Annotated in this window: 11 protein-coding genes; all 11 read right to left on the minus strand. The window is 71.4% G+C overall.

What is annotated here, in order from left to right; all coding sequences use genetic code 11:
• Positions 1–8: 8 nt before the first annotated feature.
• Positions 9–1,841 (minus strand): AGE family epimerase/isomerase, encoded by a 1,833-nt coding sequence (locus tag ABZ449_RS34145; RefSeq protein WP_360353880.1) that lies wholly within the window; start codon positions 1,839–1,841, stop codon positions 9–11.
• Positions 1,831–2,499, minus strand: a complete 669-nt coding sequence (locus ABZ449_RS34150) for a DJ-1/PfpI family protein (protein ID WP_360353881.1) — start codon at positions 2,497–2,499, stop codon at positions 1,831–1,833. Before ABZ449_RS34150 ends, ABZ449_RS34145 begins: the two co-directional genes overlap by 11 nt.
• Positions 2,500–2,511: 12 nt before the next feature.
• Positions 2,512–4,119 carry a thiamine pyrophosphate-binding protein gene (locus ABZ449_RS34155; RefSeq protein WP_360353883.1) on the minus strand — a complete coding sequence of 536 codons (1,608 nt, stop codon included), beginning with the start codon at positions 4,117–4,119 and terminating at the stop codon, positions 2,512–2,514.
• A 118-nt stretch (positions 4,120–4,237) separates the two neighbouring features.
• On the minus strand, positions 4,238–5,062 hold the full coding sequence (locus ABZ449_RS34160; RefSeq protein ID WP_360353885.1) for a type 1 glutamine amidotransferase domain-containing protein: 825 nt from the start codon (positions 5,060–5,062) through the stop codon (positions 4,238–4,240).
• A gap of 221 nt (positions 5,063–5,283) precedes the next feature.
• Complete coding sequence (glgB, locus tag ABZ449_RS34165) at positions 5,284–7,455, minus strand: 1,4-alpha-glucan branching protein GlgB (protein ID WP_360353887.1); 2,172 nt, start codon at positions 7,453–7,455, stop codon at positions 5,284–5,286.
• Positions 7,456–7,679: 224 nt separating this feature from the next.
• Entirely contained in the window at positions 7,680–9,026 is a 1,347-nt protein-coding gene (locus tag ABZ449_RS34170) for a hypothetical protein (protein ID WP_360353889.1), read from the minus strand.
• Positions 9,023–10,735, minus strand: coding sequence for a maltose alpha-D-glucosyltransferase (gene treS / locus ABZ449_RS34175; RefSeq protein ID WP_360353891.1), 1,713 nt, complete (start codon positions 10,733–10,735; stop codon positions 9,023–9,025). The genes ABZ449_RS34170 and treS overlap by 4 nt, the downstream gene beginning before the upstream one ends.
• The gene (locus tag ABZ449_RS34180; RefSeq protein ID WP_360353893.1) at positions 10,732–12,699 is read right to left on the minus strand and encodes a maltotransferase domain-containing protein; all 1,968 of its coding nucleotides are present in this window, start codon (positions 12,697–12,699) and stop codon (positions 10,732–10,734) included. The genes treS and ABZ449_RS34180 overlap by 4 nt, the downstream gene beginning before the upstream one ends.
• Positions 12,700–12,777: 78 nt before the next feature.
• On the minus strand, positions 12,778–13,467 hold the full coding sequence (locus ABZ449_RS34185) for an EthD family reductase (RefSeq protein ID WP_360353895.1): 690 nt from the start codon (positions 13,465–13,467) through the stop codon (positions 12,778–12,780).
• 29 nt (positions 13,468–13,496) lie between these two features.
• A complete protein-coding gene (locus ABZ449_RS34190) occupies positions 13,497–13,805 on the minus strand; it encodes a muconolactone Delta-isomerase family protein (protein ID WP_360353897.1) in 309 nt (102 codons plus the stop codon).
• A 232-nt stretch (positions 13,806–14,037) separates the two neighbouring features.
• Complete coding sequence (locus ABZ449_RS34195) at positions 14,038–15,246, minus strand: IS701 family transposase (protein WP_360353899.1); 1,209 nt, start codon at positions 15,244–15,246, stop codon at positions 14,038–14,040.
• Positions 15,247–16,224: the final 978 nt, after the last annotated feature.

The following is a 16,224-nucleotide window of genomic DNA, read 5'->3' on the forward strand; positions in this document are numbered from 1 at the left end:
CCCTCCGCTCAGTGGTCCGTGCCGGGCGTGGTGGGCTCCAGCCGCACCCGCACGGTCACGTCGGTCGTGCTCTCCGGCAGTGCCACGGTCATGGTCTGTGGGTCGAAGTCCCGCCAGGGGCTGCCCTCGATCTCCACCTGGGCCAGCCGAGCGGTGCCCGGCACCAGCAGGTCCGGGGAGACCCTCAGCGTCCGCTCCGCGTCGGCGCGCGGCCGGAACCACAGCTCCAGCGGTTCGCGGCTGAGCAGCAGCCGCTGGTAGACCGTGGCCAGGTAGGCGAGTTCGGCCTTGTGGTAGAGGCTCATCGCGTGGTTGGCCTTGGTGCGCTCGGTGCCCAGCAGGTAGGGCAGGCCGTCGGCCAGGACGTTGAAGTAGACCCCGCCCTCCTGGTGGTCGAGGAAGAAGGTGTTGTAGAAGGCGCTGGACTCCCGGGCCTGACGCAGGAACTCCTCCTCGCCGGTGTGGCCGGCCAGGATCTGGTACGCAAGGATCGCCTGCTCCTGCTGCCACCAGGCCTTGCGGTCGTGCCAGGTGAAGCGGTGCGGGCTGTCCCCCGCGCCCTGGGTGCGTTCCAGCACGTCGTACCAGCCGTGCCGCTGCGGGTCGCCGCCGAACCTGGGCATGCTCCGCCCGAGACGCAGCGCCAGGTGGCGGTAGGCGACCTTGGGCCGGATGGCCTGCATGCGCATCAGGTTCCAGGCGATCTTCAGGTTGTGCCCGACCACCGCACGGTCCTGCTGCCAGCCCCAGCTGGTGTCCGGGGTCCAGTCGCCGTGGAACCGCTCGTTGACGAACGGGTTCGCCGGGTCGGGGAAGTGCCGGACGATCAGGTCGAAGGTCTCCTCCAGCAGATCGGCGTGCTCCTTCGAGCCGCTGGCGAGGAACAGGTTGACCAGGTAGGCCGGGGCGTGGTCGCCGATCGAGTTCCAGTTCTTCCGCGAGCGGTTGTGGCGCAGCGACTCATGGTGCGGGCTGAGGTGGATCGGGTCGATGTGCGAGTAGTAGCCGCCGCGCTCCTCGTCCCGGAAGAACTTCTGGAACAGCCGCAGGGTGCCGTCGACGTCGGCGGCGATCCGCGGGTCCTTGGTGATCCGGTACACCTGGGTCGGGCCGACCAGCGCGTAGATCTGCTCGTACGCCGGGATCGCCTCGTAGTCGTCGCTGAACTCCGAGGTGAACAGCTTGGTCTCGACCCCGTCCCGCACGTCGATGCCGTGGTACCAGTACACGACGTCGTTGTCCCGGTCGATGAACCTCATGTGCTCGCGCAGGTACTCTGTGCCGCGCTCCGCGACGGTGAGGAAGTCCTCGTCGCCGCTGAGGTGGTAGGCGGAGGCCATGCCGTACACCAGGCGGGAGACGGTGTCGGTCTCCTGGACGTGGTGGTCGCTCTTCTCCCCGCTCAGCCGGAGCTGCGTCCGGTAGTCGGCGAAGTCCGGCAGCGGACCGTCACCGAACTGGGCGTTGCGGTAGAACCGGGCCAGCTCGCCCAGCTGGCGGGGCCACCAGCCGCCCTCCTCGAAGGAGTAGCGGCCGGCGGCCGGTCCGGTGAGCACGATCCGGGTGGCGTCGAACTCGTAGCCGCCCCGGGACGGGTAGAAGACGCCGTGGGCGAACAGGTGCTGCCCGGGGACGAGCAGCGCGGCAAGCTGCCCGCCGGCGTCCGCGTGGGGTTCGCCCAGGTTGCGCAGGAACTCGGCGGCGGCGTTGGTGTAGCCGATCTCGATCCGGCGGCCGTCGCTGGTGGACAGCTCGGCCACCCCGCGCGCCGGGTCGTGCCGGGTGACGTAGCCGGCCACCAGGTCGGAGAAGGTGAAGTCCGGGCGGTAGTCAGCGGACATGGCCGACCCCCTTCGTGGCCGTGACGGTCGAACGCCACCAGCGCAGGTCGCGTCCGGCCCCCCGGGCGGCGAGCAGGTCGATGATGGTGCGGGCGAACAGGTGCGCGTGGTCGGCGCTGCGGCCGGTGACCAGGTCCCCGCTGACCACCACGTCCTGGTCGGTGTAGCGGGCGCCCATGTTGCGCACGTCGCTGATCAGGTTGTGGTGGCAGGTCACCGCGCGGTCGCGGACCACCTCGGGGATCGGCGAGACCAGCCACATGCCGTGGCAGATGATCCCCTTGAGCACGCCGGGCTCCTCGAAGGCCCGGCGCAGCAGTTGCACGGCGGGGGCGAGGTCACCGGCCTTCTCCGCGTAGCGCAGCCGGTCGGAGACCATCCCGGACGGCACGATCAGCGCGTCGTAGCGGCGCAGCCGCTCGTCGTCCACGCTCTCCAGGTCACCGTCCACGGTGAACGGGATGTGGTACTCGTGGCCGGTGAAGGTCAGGCTCGGCTGGCCCCAGAGCCGGGTGAGGAACTCGACGGTGGCGCCCTCCTCGGCGAACCTGCGCCGGTAGTAGGCCACTTCGGGTTCGACGTAGTCGCTCTCCAGCAGGATCGCGACGGTTCGTCCGTCCAGTCGGCCGCTGCCCAGGGGAAGGGTCTGTGGTTGCATGTCCGCCGCCCCCTACGCCGTGACCAGGTCGACCAGGAAGGGGCCGTCGTGGGCGAGCATCCGGCGGACGGCCGGTTCGACCTCCTCGGGCTTGCTCACCCGCACCGCCTCGACGCCCAGGCTGCGGGCCAGCTCGGCGAAGCCGATGTCGGGCCGGCCGAGGTCGAAGCCGTCGGGGTGCCGGTGCGAGGGGATGCCCCGTTCGCCCCAGTACTGCTCGATGTTGAGGTCGAGCAGCTCGTAGCGGTGGTTGTTGCAGATCACGAACTTGGCGCCGATGCCGTAGCGGACGGCGGTCCACAACCCCTGGATGGTGTACATGCTGCCGCCGTCGCCGGTGAAGCCGACCACCTGCGCGTCGGGCCGGGCCAGCTTGGCGCCGATCGCCCCGGGGATTCCGATGCCGAGCGAGCCACCGCGGGTGAGGAAGTAGTCGCCCGGGCGGGTCGGCGCCAGGTGCTTGAGCAGGCCGGGCGAGGCGGTGAGCGCCTCGTCGAAGAGCACCAGGCCCTCGCCCGCGCGGTCGGCCAGCTCGGCGGCGAACCGCTCGATCATCGGGCTGGCGGCGTCCACCGGGGGCCTGGTCCAACGGGTCGGCGCGACCCGGGAGACGGCGCCGGCTGCGACCAGCCGCTCGGCGATCGCGCCCAGGGTCGGCTTCGGGTCGGCCAGCAGCGGTATGTGCACCGGGAAGTTCTTGGCCATCTCCCAGTCGTCCAGGTCGATGTGGACGATGGTGGCGTCCGGCCGGAACGGATCGGCCAGCTCGGGGAAGACCTCCGGGAAGACGTAGGTGCCGACGATCAGCACGGCGTCCGCGTCCGCGACGACCTTCTTGCTGACCTCGCCGAACATGTGCCCCAGCTGCCCGCGGTAGAGCGGGTGGGTGGTGTCCATGTTCAGTTCGGAGTTGTCCACGCCCCACACCGGGGCGTGCAACAGCTCGGCCACGGCCGCGAGTTCGGCCTGTGCGCCGCTCACCGAGACACCGTCGCCCATCAGGATCAGGGGGTTCCGGGCCGCGCGCAGGGCACGCGCGGCCCGCTCCAGCTCGGCGGGAACCGGCAGTACCGCCCGGCTGGGCAGGGTGCTGGGCACGGCCGGCTCGCTGGTGTCCGCGTCCAGGACGTCCATCGGCAGAGCCACGAACACCGGGCCGCGCGGCGGGGTCATCGCGATCTTCACCGCGCGGCGCAGCACCCGCAGCACCGACTCCGGGTGGGTGACCCGGGTCGCGTACTTGGTCACCGGCCTGGCCATCTCCACCAGGTCGACCGCCATCTGCGAGTCCATCGCGTCGTAGCGCACCCCGGCGTCGCCGGCGATCACCACGAGCGGCGAGTGGCCCCGCTTGGCCTGGTAGAGCATTCCGACCCCGTTGCCGAGCCCGACACCGGTGTGGAGTTGGACCAGCGCCGGAGAGGCGCTCGCCCGGGCGTAGCCGTCGGCGATCCCGACCGCCACTGCCTCCTGAAGTGCCAGAACGTACTGGAAGTCGGGCAGTTCGCCCAGTACGTCCAGGAAGCCCTGCTCCACGGTGCCCGGATTGCCGAACATCTTGGTGATGCCGTCCGCCGCGAACTGTTCGAAGATCGCGGCCTTGCCCGGCCGTCCGCTCATCGCTGTTTCCTCCACATCGTCATCTGGTTTCGGACCGACCGGCGACAGGGCCCGCGGCGCCGCGCGCCGATGGCTCCGGCCCGGACGCGCGTTCCCTGTCGCCGGCCGGTCGTGGCTGCTACCAGCCGTAGCGGCGCAGGCCGGACTCCAGCATCTCGACCAGCTTCTCGCCGGCCGGGAAGGAGTCGGGCGTGGAGCGCGCGGTGATGAACGGGTAGTCCACGATCACCGAGGTCTCCTTGCCGACGTTGCCGTGGAACCGGCCGTCAGGGCCGGTGGCGTCGCGCAGGATGTACTCCAGCGGGTACGGCGGCGGGCCCATGTTGAACTCGACGCCGACGAAGCCGGTGCCGTCCTTGTAGTCGTACTCCTTGCAGTGGCCGGTGACGTGCTTGCCCCAGATGATGCTGGCCCGGTCGTCCCAGTCGCGGGCGAAAGCCAGAGCGGCGACGCCGTAGCACTCGCCGAGCACGGGCTTGTCGGCCCGGACGAAGGCGAGGATCAGCTCGTGCAGCCGGCCGTTGTTGGCCAGGTCCACGATCGGGCCGCTGCCACCGACGATGACCAGCGCGTCGTACTGCTCGATGTCGGCGTCCAGCGAACCGAGTTCGCGGTAGTAGGACTCCATCAGCCGCAGCGGGTTGGGCTCGCTCTCGTAGGGCCGCTCGGGGATCCAATCGGCCAGGCTGAGCGGGTTCGCCAGCCGGTCGGACTCGTCCAGCTCGCGGGCGGCGACGGCCACCTCGGGGGTGGTCACCGAACGGCCGAGCGGCGGGTCGACGTAGCCGGGGTCGAGGCTCGGCGGCAGCGCCACCGGCCGCTTTCCGGTCGGCGTGGCGAAGACGCTGGTGTAGCCGCGCTTGTCGAAGGCGACCAGCGGGCCGAGCAGCTCCTCCCCCCAATAGCCGTATTCGGAGAGCACGATGAGAATTTTCCTGGACAATTCCTGCTCCTTCGGAGGTCCATGGGCCCGGGACACCGGAATGGGGATGGGTGGGATTCTCGAAATTCCACGGCTTTCCCGCCGGTGTCCCGCCGATGAACAGTCAACCGTTCGAGGTCGGATAGGACAAGGAAATCGGTTCCTCCGGGCAGTACTTGAGCAAGTCGCCGAAGTACGCCCGAATTTTCCGCCGCGCAGAACGGGGCCACGGCCGGGCCTGCTCAACGGTGCAGCAGCCAGGTCACCGAGAGCGCGGGCAGGTCGAGTTCCAGGCTGGCCGGGCGGCCGTGCCAGGGCTCGGGACGGGCACGCAGCCGGGCGCCCTCGACGCGACCCGCGCCGCCGTACGCCCGGTCGTCGGTGGCCAGCACGACCGTCCAGCCGCCGGGGTTCGGCAGGCCGATCCGGTAGCCGCGGTGTTCGACACCGGAGAAGTTGGCCACACAGGCCAGAACGGCCGGGTCGTCGTCGGCAAGCCGCAGGAAGGCCAGCACACTGCCGTTCTCGTCATCTCCGGCGATCCACTCGAAACCCGCCGGGGTGTCGTCCAGCCGGTGCAGGGCCGGCAGCCGCCGGTGCAGCCGGTTGAGCCGGGCCACCAGGCGCTGGATGCCGCGGTGCGGCTCCTCGCGGGTCAGCTCCCAGGCCGGCGCACCGTTCGCGTCCCACTCGGCCGGCTGGCCGAACTCACCCCCCATGAACAGTAGTTGCTTGCCAGGGTGGGCCCACATGTGGGCCAGCAGGGCACGTACCCCGGCCGCTTTGCGGGGCGGGTCGCCGGGCATCCGCTGCCAGAGCGAGCCCTTTCCGTGCACCACCTCGTCGTGCGAGAGCGGCAGCAGGAAGCGTTCGTCCCAGGCGTAGTGCAGCGGCAGGGTGAGCCGCCCGTGCGCGCCGGCCCGGTGCACCGGGTCGCGGCCGAGGTAGTCGAGGGTGTCGTGCATCCAGCCGAGGTTCCACTTCAGGTCGAAGCCCAGCCCGCCGGGTGCGGTGACGCCCGGCCAGGCGGTCGACTCCTCCGCGACGACCAGTACGCCCGGGTACGACTCGTGGACGGTGTCGTTGAGTTCGCGCAGCAGTCGGACGGCCTCCAGGTTCTCCCGGCCGCCGTGGACGTTGGGCAGCCACTGGCCGTCGGCCCGCGAGTAGTCGAGGTAGAGCATCGAGGACACCGCGTCCACCCGCAGTCCGTCGGCGTGGAACTCCTCCAGCCAGTAGAGCGCGGCCGCGATCAGGAAGTTGCGCACCTGGGGACGGCCGAAGTCGAAGATCAGGGTGCCCCAGTCGGGGTGCTCGCCGCGGCGCGGGTCGGGATGCTCGTACAGCGCGGTGCCGTCGAACCGGCCGAGTGCCCAGTCGTCGCGCGGGAAGTGCGCGGGCACGAAGTCCAGCAGGACGCCGACACCGGCCTGGTGCAGCCGGTCGACCAGCCGGCGGAGCCCGTCCGGGTCGCCGAAGCGGGCGGTGGGGGCGAAGTACGAGGTGACCTGGTAGCCCCAGGAGCCGGTGTAGGGGTGTTCGGCCACCGGCATCAGCTGCACATGAGAGAAGCCCAACTTCGTTACGTAGGAAGCGAGTTCGTCGGCAATCTCGGCGTATCCGGTGAGCTCGGGTCGCCAGGAGCCGAGGTGCACCTCGTACACGCTCAGCGGGGCGCGGCGGTGGTCCGCACCGGCCCGGCGGGCCAGCCACTCGGCGTCGCCCCACCGGTACGTCGAGCGGTGCACCACCGAGGCGTTGGCCGGCGGGCGCTCGGTGGCCCGGGCCATCGGGTCCGCCTTGGCCCGCCACCGGCCGTCGGCGCCCAGCACCTCGAAGCGGTAGCGCTCGCCGGGCCGCACCTGGGGGACGAACAACTCCCAGACGCCGCTGCCGCCGAGCCTGCGCAGTGGGTGGGCCCGGCCGTCCCAGTCGTTGAAGTCCCCGCTCAGCTGGACGCCCCGGGCGCCCGGTGCCCACACCGCGAAGGCGGTGCCGGGTACGCCGTCGACGGTACCCGGCTGAGCGCCGAGCACCTCCCAGAGGCGGCGGTGGCGGCCCTCCCCGATCAGGTGAAGGTCGAGCTCGCCGAGGGTGGGCGGCATCCGGTATCCGTCGTCGACGGTCCGGCTGCCGCCCGGGCCGTGCACCACGAGCCGGTAGCGCCGGTCCGTCCCCGGCACCCGGCCGGAGTACAGGCCCGCCGGGTGCACCCGGGCCAGTGGAAGGCGGCGGCCGTCGGCGAGCAGCACATCGACGGCCGCCGCCTCCGGACGCAGCGCGCGGACCACCAGGGAGTCGTCACCGCACGGGTGCGGGCCGAGCAGCGCGTGCGGGTCGAGGACCTCCCCGGACAGCAGCCGGTGCACCTCCTCGGCGGTGGGCGGGCAGGCGTCGGTCGGGTGTGCGTCCATGATCGGCACCTCTTCGGGGTCGGCACGCCCGGCCGGCTGCCACGGCGCGCGGGTTCGGACCGCCCGGCGACAAGGAGCGCGGGGCGAGGAACGGGGCGAGAACCGGGTCCGTACTTCGTGGGGAGAGCGCAGCGGCGCTAGGCGCGGCGAGGGATGTGCGTCCGGGCGAGAGCCGTCGCCACCCTGGGGCCTGTCCGGCGGTCGGTCTTGGGCGCGCCTCGGGGTCAGCGCGCGCGGGCGGCGAAGTCCCGGATCGCGCCCAGCGGGACCTCGGCCCAGTCCGGTCGGTTCCGCGCCTCGTAGACGGTCTCGTACACCGCCTTGTCCAGCTCGTAGGCCCGCAGCAGCGGGCGCCTGGCCTCGGCGACGTCGCCGTAGCCGCGCCGAAGGGCGGCCTTGGCGGCGTCCGCCCAGCGGCCGGCCTCGGCCGGGTCCACGCCGCCGGTACGGACGGCCTGGGCCGCCGCGTAGTCCAGCGAGCGCAGCAGGCCGGCCAGGTCCTGGAGCGGCGAGCGCCAGGTCACCCGCTGTTCGATCGGGGCGGCGGGCTCGCCCTCGAAGTCGATCAGCAGCCAGCCGCCCGGCCCGCGGAGTACCTGGCCGAGGTGCAGATCGCCGTGCACCCGCTGGATGCGCTCCCCCGCGGCCGGCACCTTGAGGCCGTGGTACAACCGGCGCAGGGCCGGGGCGTGCGGGGCGAGGACGGGTGCCTGCCCAAGCGCGTCGTCCAGTCGGCCCAGCAGGGTCTCGCGCAGCTCCGTGAGGCGCGGGCGGGTGAGGGCGGCGGTGCCGAAGGACTCGGCGAGGGAGGTGTGCACGGCCGCGACCGCGCCGCCGAGCCGGGCGAGTTCGTCGTCCAGCTCCGGGGAGCCGCCCGGGTCGGCACGGACCGCCTCGGTGGCCAGCCGCCAACCGTCCACGGCGCCGGGCACGAAGGACTGCACCAGGGCGAGCGTGGCCCGGCCCGCACCGCTCTCCCCGTCGACCGAGCCGAGCAGCGTCGCCACGTGCGGGTCGTCCCTGGCACCGAGCCGGCGGTGCACCTCGAGGTCCGGGTTGGTACCGGCGGAGAGCCGGCGGAACAGCTTGAGGATGTACCGCTCGCCGAACACCACGGAGGTGTTGGACTGCTCGGCCTCGACCCGGCGCACCGGCAGTCCGCCGGGCGGCAGGGCGAGCGGATCCGGCCGTTCGGCACTGAACCGAACCCCCGGAAGCTCCCGTCCGGCCGCCACCAGACCCAGCATCGCGTTCATCAACTCCCGGTCCCCGGTGGCGTCGTAGACCGAGGTGCCGTTGCGGGCGACGATCAGGTCGGGGGCCAGCTCGGGCGGCAGGGCGCCGCGCCGCAGCCCCAGCGGCACCTGGTACCGGTGCACCTGGGCGGCTCCGGTGGCGTTCGCGAACCGCACCGCGGCCACCGCCAGCAGCAGCCGCGGACCCGCGGTGCTCCCCGACCCGGTCACCTCGACGCTGCGCACCAGCTCGACCCGCTCCATCCGGAGGCCCTTGCCGGCGAACCAGCGCTGGGTCGGCAGCCAGGGCGCGAGCGCCTCGGCCAGGCCGGTCACGACCGGTCCCGCGACGGGGCGGTCAGGCCGAACCAGAAGAAGCCGTGGCCGGGCAGGGTGAGGTACTGCGGGGCGCCGGTGAGGGTGGCGAAGCGCACCCCGCCGCCGAGTTCGACCAGTTCGCGGCCGCGGTAGGCGGAGAGGTCCAGCTCGACCGGCTGCGGCTTCGCGGAGAGGTTGAAGACACAGAGCACCGTGTCGTCCCCGTGCTCGCGCAGATAGCTGAGCACCGCCGGATTCTCGTTGTCGAACTCGGTGAAGGTGCCGAGCCCGAAGGCCGGATGGGCGGCCCGGATGCGCAGGATGTCCCGGGTCCGGTTCAGCAGGCTGGCCGGAGAGCCCTGCTGCGCCTCGACGTTGACCGATTGGTGCCCGTACGCCGGATCCGTGATCACCGGCAGGTAGAGCTTGCCGGGGTCGGCGGAGGAGAAGCCCGCGTTGCGGTCGGGGGTCCACTGCATGGGTGTCCGGACGCCGTCCCGGTCGCCGAGCCAGATGTTGTCGCCCATGCCGATCTCGTCCCCGTAGTAGAGCACCGGCGAGCCGGGCAGGGAGAGCAGCAGGGCGGTGAACAGCTCGATCTGGTTGCGGTCGTTCTCCAGCAGCGGGGCGAGCCGGCGGCGGATGCCCACGTTGGCGCGCATCCGGGGGTCCTTGGCGTACTGCGCGTACATGTAGTCGCGTTCCTCGTCGGTGACCATCTCCAGGGTCAGCTCGTCGTGGTTGCGCAGGAAGATGCCCCACTGGGTGCCGGAGGGGATGGCCGGCGTCCTGGCCAGGATCTCCGAGATCGGGTAGCGGGACTCGCGCCGCACCGCCATGAACAGCCGTGGCATCAGCGGGAAGTGGAAGGCCATGTGGCACTCGTCGCCGCCGGAGGCGAAGTCGCCGAAGTAGTCCACCACCTCCTCGGGCCACTGGTTGGCCTCGGCGAGCAGCACCCGGTCCCGGTACTCGTCGTCGACGACCTTGCGGCAGAGCTTGAGGAAGTCGTGGGTCTCCGGCAGGTTCTCGGAGTTGGTGCCCTCCCGGGCGAACAGGTACGGCACGGCGTCCAGTCGCAGTCCGTCCACGCCCAGGTCGAGCCAGAACCGCATGATGTCCAGCATCGCCTCCTGGACCCGCGGGTTGTCGTAGTTGAGGTCGGGCTGGTGGGAGAAGAACCGGTGCCAGAAGTACTGTCCGCGCACCGGGTCGTAGGTCCAGTTGCTGCTCTCGGTGTCGACGAAGATGATCCGGGCGTCGGCGTACTGCTTGTCGTCGTCGGCCCACATGTAGTAGTCCCCGTAGGGGCCCCGCGGGTCGCGGCGCGACTCCTGGAACCACGGGTGCTGGTCGCTGGTGTGGTTGAGCACCAGGTCGATGATCACCCGGATGCCGCGCTTGTGCGCCTCGTCCAGCAGGTGCACGAAGTCCTCGACGGTGCCGAACTCCGTCAGCACGGCGCGGAAGTCGCTGATGTCGTACCCGCCGTCGCGCAGCGGCGAGCGGTAGAACGGCGGCAGCCACAGGCAGTCCACGCCCAGCCATTGGAGGTAGTCGAGGCGGTCGGCCAGCCCGCGCAGGTCGCCGGTCCCGTTACCGTCGGAGTCACTGAACGCGCGGACCAGCACCTCGTAGAAGACGGCCCGCTTGAACCACTCCGGCTGGCCCGGGGCCGGCCGGGCCCGGCCGAAGGGGCCGCTGCCGGTGCGCACCGGTGCGCTCATGACCGCACGACCGAGACGATGTGCGCGACCGCCTGGGGCGGGTCGAGCTTGACGTAGCTGCGCTCGCTCCAGTCGAAGGTTCGGGCGTCGACCTCGTCCGATACGGTGAAGTGCCTGCCGGGTGGCAACCCGAGGGCCGCAAGGTCCCAGTGCACGGTTCCCTCCTGCGTGGTGTGGGGGTCCAGGTTGACCACGACCAGGACGGTGTCCCCGGTCGCGGGGTCCTGCTTGGAGTAGGCGATCAGGCGGTCGTTGTCGGTGGGGTGGAAGCGCAGGGTGCGCAGCTGCCGCAGCGCGGGGTGCGCCCGGCGGATCTCGTTGAGCCGGGTCAGCCACGGTTCCAGCGATCGTCCTTCGGCCACCGCCGCTTCGTGGTCACGCCAGCGCAGCTGGTACTTCTCGGAGTCGAGGTAGTCCTCGCTCCCCTCGGCGAGCGCCTCGGCCTCGAACAGCTCGAAGCCCGCGTACACCCCCCAGGTGGGGGAGAGCGTGGCGGCCAGCGCGGCGCGCAGCGCGAAGGCGGCCGGGCCGCCGTGCTGGAGGTGCGCGGGCAGGATGTCAGGGGTGTTGACGAACAGGTTGGGCCGCGCTTCGTCGACGTGATCGAGCAACTCACGTCCGAACGCGGTCAGTTCGTCCCGGCTGGTGCGCCAGGTGAAGTACGTGTAGGACTGTGTGAAGCCGAGCCGGGCCAGGCCGTAGAGCCGGGCCGGGCGGGTGAACGCCTCGGCCAGGAAGAGCACGTCCGGGTGGACGGCCTTGACCCGCTGTATCAGCCAGTGCCAGAACGCGGGCGGCTTGGTGTGCGGGTTGTCGACACGGAAGATCCGCACCCCGTGCCCGGCCCAGTACAGCACCACCCGCAGGATCTCCGCGTACAGGCCGGCCGGGTCGTGGTCGAAGTTGAGCGGGTAGATGTCCTGGTACTGCTTGGGCGGGTTCTCGGCGAAGGCGATGCTGCCGTCCGGCCGGGTGGTGAACCACTCCGGGTGCTCGGCGACCCACGGGTGGTCGGGGGCGCACTGCAACGCCAGGTCCAACGCGACCTCCAGGCCGAGCGAGTGGGCCCGGGCGACGAAGGCGTCGAAGTCCTCGACGGTGCCCAGGTCCGGGTGGACCGCGTCGTGTCCGCCCTCGGCCGCGCCGACCGCCCACGGCGAGCCCACATCGCCTTCCGCGGCGATGACCGTGTTGTTGCGGCCCTTGCGGTTCACCCTGCCGATCGGATGGATCGGCGGCAGGTAGACCACGTCGAAGCCCATCCGGGCGATCCGCTCCAGCTCGCCGACGGCGGTGGCGAAGGTGCCGTGCCGCACCTCGCCCCGGGCGCCCGGCCCGCCGGTGGAGCGCGGGAAGAACTCGTACCAGGAGCCGAAGGACGCCCGCTCCCGGTCCACCCAGAGCCGCAGGGTGGTACCGCGGGAGAGGAAGTCCCGGATCGGCCGGGCCGCGAGGATCGCGCCCACCTCCTCCCCGAGCGCCGGGCGCAGCCGCTCGGCCGGCAACAGGCTCGCGTCACGCAGCCGTTCGGCGGCCGCCAGCAGCGGTTCCCGGTCGGACCCGCCGCTCACCCGCCGGGCGGCCCGCTCCAGCAGCCGGGCACCGTCCTCCAGGTCGGGGGCCAGGTCGGCGGCGCGCAGGCCGGCCTGGGCCTTGGCCAGTACGGTGTGGCGCCAGCTCGACCAGGGGTCGCCCCAGCCGTCGACGCGGAAGGTCCACAGCCCCGGGCGGTCCGGGGCCACGGTGCCCAGCCAACGGTCGGTGCCCGCTCCCTCCGACGCCATCGGGCTGCTGCGCGGCGCGCGGTCCCCGGGTCCACGCCAGACCAGCGTCGCGCCCACCGCCTCGTGCCCCTCGCGCCACACGGTGGCCCGCACCGGCAGCAGCTCACCCACCACGGCCCGCGCCGGATAGCGGCCGTGGGAGACCATCGGGGACACGTCCTCGACGGCGATCCTGCTCATGCTCGCCTCCTCTCGTCGGACCGGCCGGGCGGCCGGCCCGTCACGTCCCCGCGCGACGGGCCGGCCGCCCTCAGCCGGTCAGCGGCTCTCCGGGCCAATGACCCAGTGCTCACGGGTGACCAGCCGGTGGTCGTAGCGGGGCTCGATGATCGCCTGGAGCTCCTCCTCGGCCCGTGCGAACTGGGGCGAGGCCAGCGCCGCGTCCAACGCCCGCTCGTCGTCGAACCAGAGCTGGTAGGCGGCGTCGAGCACCGCCTCGCCGATGCCGTAGAAGCCGTCGCGGGTGTGCCCCTGGAGGTAGCCCCGCAGTCCGGGCAGCTGCCGCACGAGCTCGGCGTGCTTGCCCAGGCTGAGCTCGCGGAACTCCCGCAGGGGCAGCCCCTCGCGGCGCTTGACGAGGCGGATCAGCTTGACGCCGCCGCCACGGTTCACCGGGGCGGGCACCACCACGTGCGCGTCGGTGTCGAGCACGACGGTGCGCCAGAACGCGGCCCAGCGCGGCTCGTCCAGTCGGGCGCCCTGCAGGAACTCCTCGGTCTGCAGCGAGGCGAGCTGCTCCTGCTCGTTCTCCAGCCAGATCTCGGCGACCCCGCTCCACAGCGGCTCCAGGTCCTTCGGACCGGTCGGGATCCGGGTGTCGATCAGGTACTTCCTGATCTGCGGGATCTTGCTGGCGTACTGCACCGCGTGGACCTCCAGCCAGTAGCGCTGGAACTCCTGCTCGGTCATCCCCGGCTTGGGGGCTGCGAAGATCAACTGGTGGATCATTTCTGCTCCTTCGGAATCGGTGTGGCGGTTCAGACCCGGTAGCCCTTGATCACGTCGTCGGCGAACCCGACGTAGTCGCGCAGCGGCCAGACCTCCTCGAACTCCAGGTACTCGCGCATGGGCAACCGGCCGAGCGCGGTGCGGTCCAGTTCCTCGGCGTCGGGCGAGTCGATGATCGCGATCACCCGCTTCTGCGCGGCGACCTTCCAAATGCCCACGCAGAAGCCGGAGTCGACGGTCTCCTGGGCGTGCACGGCCTCCTCGGCCTCGATGCCCCAGAGCTCGTCGAGGGTGATCCGCCCCTCGTGCTTCCACTTCATCTGGACGTAGAAGAGCATGCCTCTGCTCCCCTTCCGGGTAGGTTCGACAATGGATTCGGCGTACTCGCCGGGCCACGCGGGCGAACGATCCCCGCGGGCGGAAGGCCTGCTAGGCCCGGTTACTACGAGACCAACCGGACCGTACGGCTGGCAACGGTTCGCTGCCGTCGGGTCCTTATTATCGGAAGTCCGCGATGCTGCGTGCGATCCCGTCCCGCCAGGGCGTCACGGACCCCAACCTGCTTTCCCCTCAGGCGTGCTGGCGCATCCAGTCGTCGGCCGACTCCTCCTGCAGCCGGCGGACCAACCGGTAGCCGTGCGCCGCCGACACCAGCGTGACGTGGTGGTGCCACCCCGGGTACGAACGGCCCTCGAAGTGCCGCAGGCCGCACTCGGCCAGCGCCCGCATGTCCTCCTCGGCCCGACGCCGCGCACGCAGCAGGGCCGACAGCTCGACGACGCCCGCCGAGCCCAGGTTGGTCAGCCACAGCGCGTTGGGCTTGGTCTGCCCCGACAGCCACTGCGCCAGGACGTGCCGGGAGCGGGTGTACGCCCGGCCGTGCCGGATCTCCCCCACCGTGGAGAAGCCCGGAACGGTGGCCATCACGAACTGGCACCGCGCGAGTTCGGCACCCGCCCCCTGCTGCCAGGTGAGCGTGGTCCGGCCCCGTTTGGCCGACATGGCGGCCAGCTGGCCGACCGTCGGCGGCCGGGAGGCCGACTGGGCGCGCTGCTGGGAACCCTGCAGCAGCACCGGCGTCGAGCCCGGCACCCGGGCGACGTACGACAGCCCGCGCTCCTCCAGGCCGTGCAGCAGCGGGTAGACCTCGCGCTCGCTGTCCACGTCCACCACGATCGGCGGCGCCGACAGACCCCAGTCGTCGATCATCTCGTCGAAGATCTCCAGGACGTACTGCCAGTCGGGTCTGAACCGCGCCTCCCCCGGCACTCTCGCCCGGGATCGGCGCTTGTCCTCCGCATCCCAGCTGCGGGGTATCACCAGCCGCCAGTCCACCGGACAGGTCCCCTCGTCGCCGGCCAGGAACACGGCCAGTCCGCGCTGCGCGTTGAGCACCCGTCCGGCGGAGGGCGCGTACTGGCGGGCCACCGCCACCGAGCCGTCGCCGTTCTTCGGGAACACCGCCTCCCGGACCACCCAGGCCCGCGGGCGCAGCGCCTCCTCCACCTGTTCGGCCAGCGCACGCCGCACCGGGGACCAGTCCCACGGGCTCTGGTTGACGAACTGTTGGAGGGACTGCACGGCGTCCGCGCCGACCACCAGCTCGGAGATTCGGCGAATCGACTTGCGACCCGGTACACTCACCAACCCGCGCACGTACACCTCCGCCCAGCGCCGCTGGTCCGAACGCGGCAGGGAGCCGAAGAGCCCGCGGCAGAAGTAGGCCAGCGCCGGCGCCTCGAAAAAATGGTCGATCGAAGGTAACGCCACCTCACTCATAACCAATGCCCCTCCTCGTCTCAATAGGACAACCGCCGGAGAGAACCGGGGGAAGCCCCGGGGCATCGCACTGCCGACTTTTCTCCTCCGCCGGGAAAGCGGCAAGCGTCGGCCGCACCCACCGAGCCCCGGACGTTCCGGGCAAGGCGCTACCGACGGCAGCGTCCGGAGAACAGGAAGTTCACGCCGACGAGTGGTGGTGGTTCACCGGTCTCGGCGCATCCTGAACCGGCGACACGAAGGTCGCTCGCGATCCGGGCAGGGTGATGCGGCTGGGCCGGGGTGGATCCCGTGATCTCCGTCTGTCACGGCCGGAGGGATCAGTGCCGCACGCCCCCGTCCGCGGTCCCGCACCGTGCGCCCCACGGTGCAACCTCGGCCCCGCTCACCTCATGTTCACAAAACTACTTCAGGAACCGCTACCGACCGCCCGGACTACGTCGCTTCCGTTCGGCCACGGCGCGTCTGCGTGCCGGCAGCGAGCGCGGACACGACAAACAGCCGCGCGACGCCCGGGATGCCCGCTTCAAGCGAGTACCTCGCCCCTCGTTCGCACAGCTGAATCGCCAACGCCACACCCGCCACTGCAATTGCATGCGTTGAACCTTGCCCTGCCTGTCATCGACCGACAAGTGAGCATCCGGCCTCGTCCGGCGGGGGCGCGGCCACCCGCCACCTGTCCGGATCAAGACAACCGTTCAATCCTGTCCCACGCAGAACAACTTCACTGACGTATCGTCAATTGACTTGCCTGCTAAGACGATGCATTCGGACAGTGGTCGAACACATCTCGCCGCGACGCCCGAAACCACACTGTTGCGGGCACGACCGAACACGGCACGGCGACCGCTCGCCGGCCGAAACCCCAGGCAGCGCCCCGCGGCGCACCGGAGCCGCCCCGGCCGGTCGCGGGCCCTCCGCCGCCCACGCCCTCGGCCACCGCCCACAGTCGCTCCCGCTCCCCGCCACGGCCCGCGC

Origin of the sequence: Kitasatospora sp. NPDC005856 (assembly GCF_040629945.1) — a bacterium.
Classification (GTDB): domain Bacteria; phylum Actinomycetota; class Actinomycetes; order Streptomycetales; family Streptomycetaceae; genus Kitasatospora.

Bases quoted from the DNA above. Each gene is read 5' to 3' on its own strand.
- ABZ449_RS34145 (WP_360353880.1), bottom strand. From the start codon at position 1,841: ATGTCCGCTGACTACCGCCCGGACTTCACCTTCTCCGACCTGGTGGCC.
- ABZ449_RS34150 (WP_360353881.1), bottom strand. From the start codon at position 2,499: ATGCAACCACAGACCCTTCCCCTGGGCAGCGGCCGACTGGACGGACGA.
- ABZ449_RS34155 (WP_360353883.1), bottom strand. From the start codon at position 4,119: ATGAGCGGACGGCCGGGCAAGGCCGCGATCTTCGAACAGTTCGCGGCG.
- glgB (WP_360353887.1), bottom strand. From the start codon at position 7,455: ATGGACGCACACCCGACCGACGCCTGCCCGCCCACCGCCGAGGAGGTG.
- treS (WP_360353891.1), bottom strand. From the start codon at position 10,735: ATGAGCGCACCGGTGCGCACCGGCAGCGGCCCCTTCGGCCGGGCCCGG.
- ABZ449_RS34180 (WP_360353893.1), bottom strand. From the start codon at position 12,699: ATGAGCAGGATCGCCGTCGAGGACGTGTCCCCGATGGTCTCCCACGGC.
- ABZ449_RS34185 (WP_360353895.1), bottom strand. From the start codon at position 13,467: ATGATCCACCAGTTGATCTTCGCAGCCCCCAAGCCGGGGATGACCGAG.
- ABZ449_RS34190 (WP_360353897.1), bottom strand. From the start codon at position 13,805: ATGCTCTTCTACGTCCAGATGAAGTGGAAGCACGAGGGGCGGATCACC.
- ABZ449_RS34195 (WP_360353899.1), bottom strand. From the start codon at position 15,246: ATGAGTGAGGTGGCGTTACCTTCGATCGACCATTTTTTCGAGGCGCCG.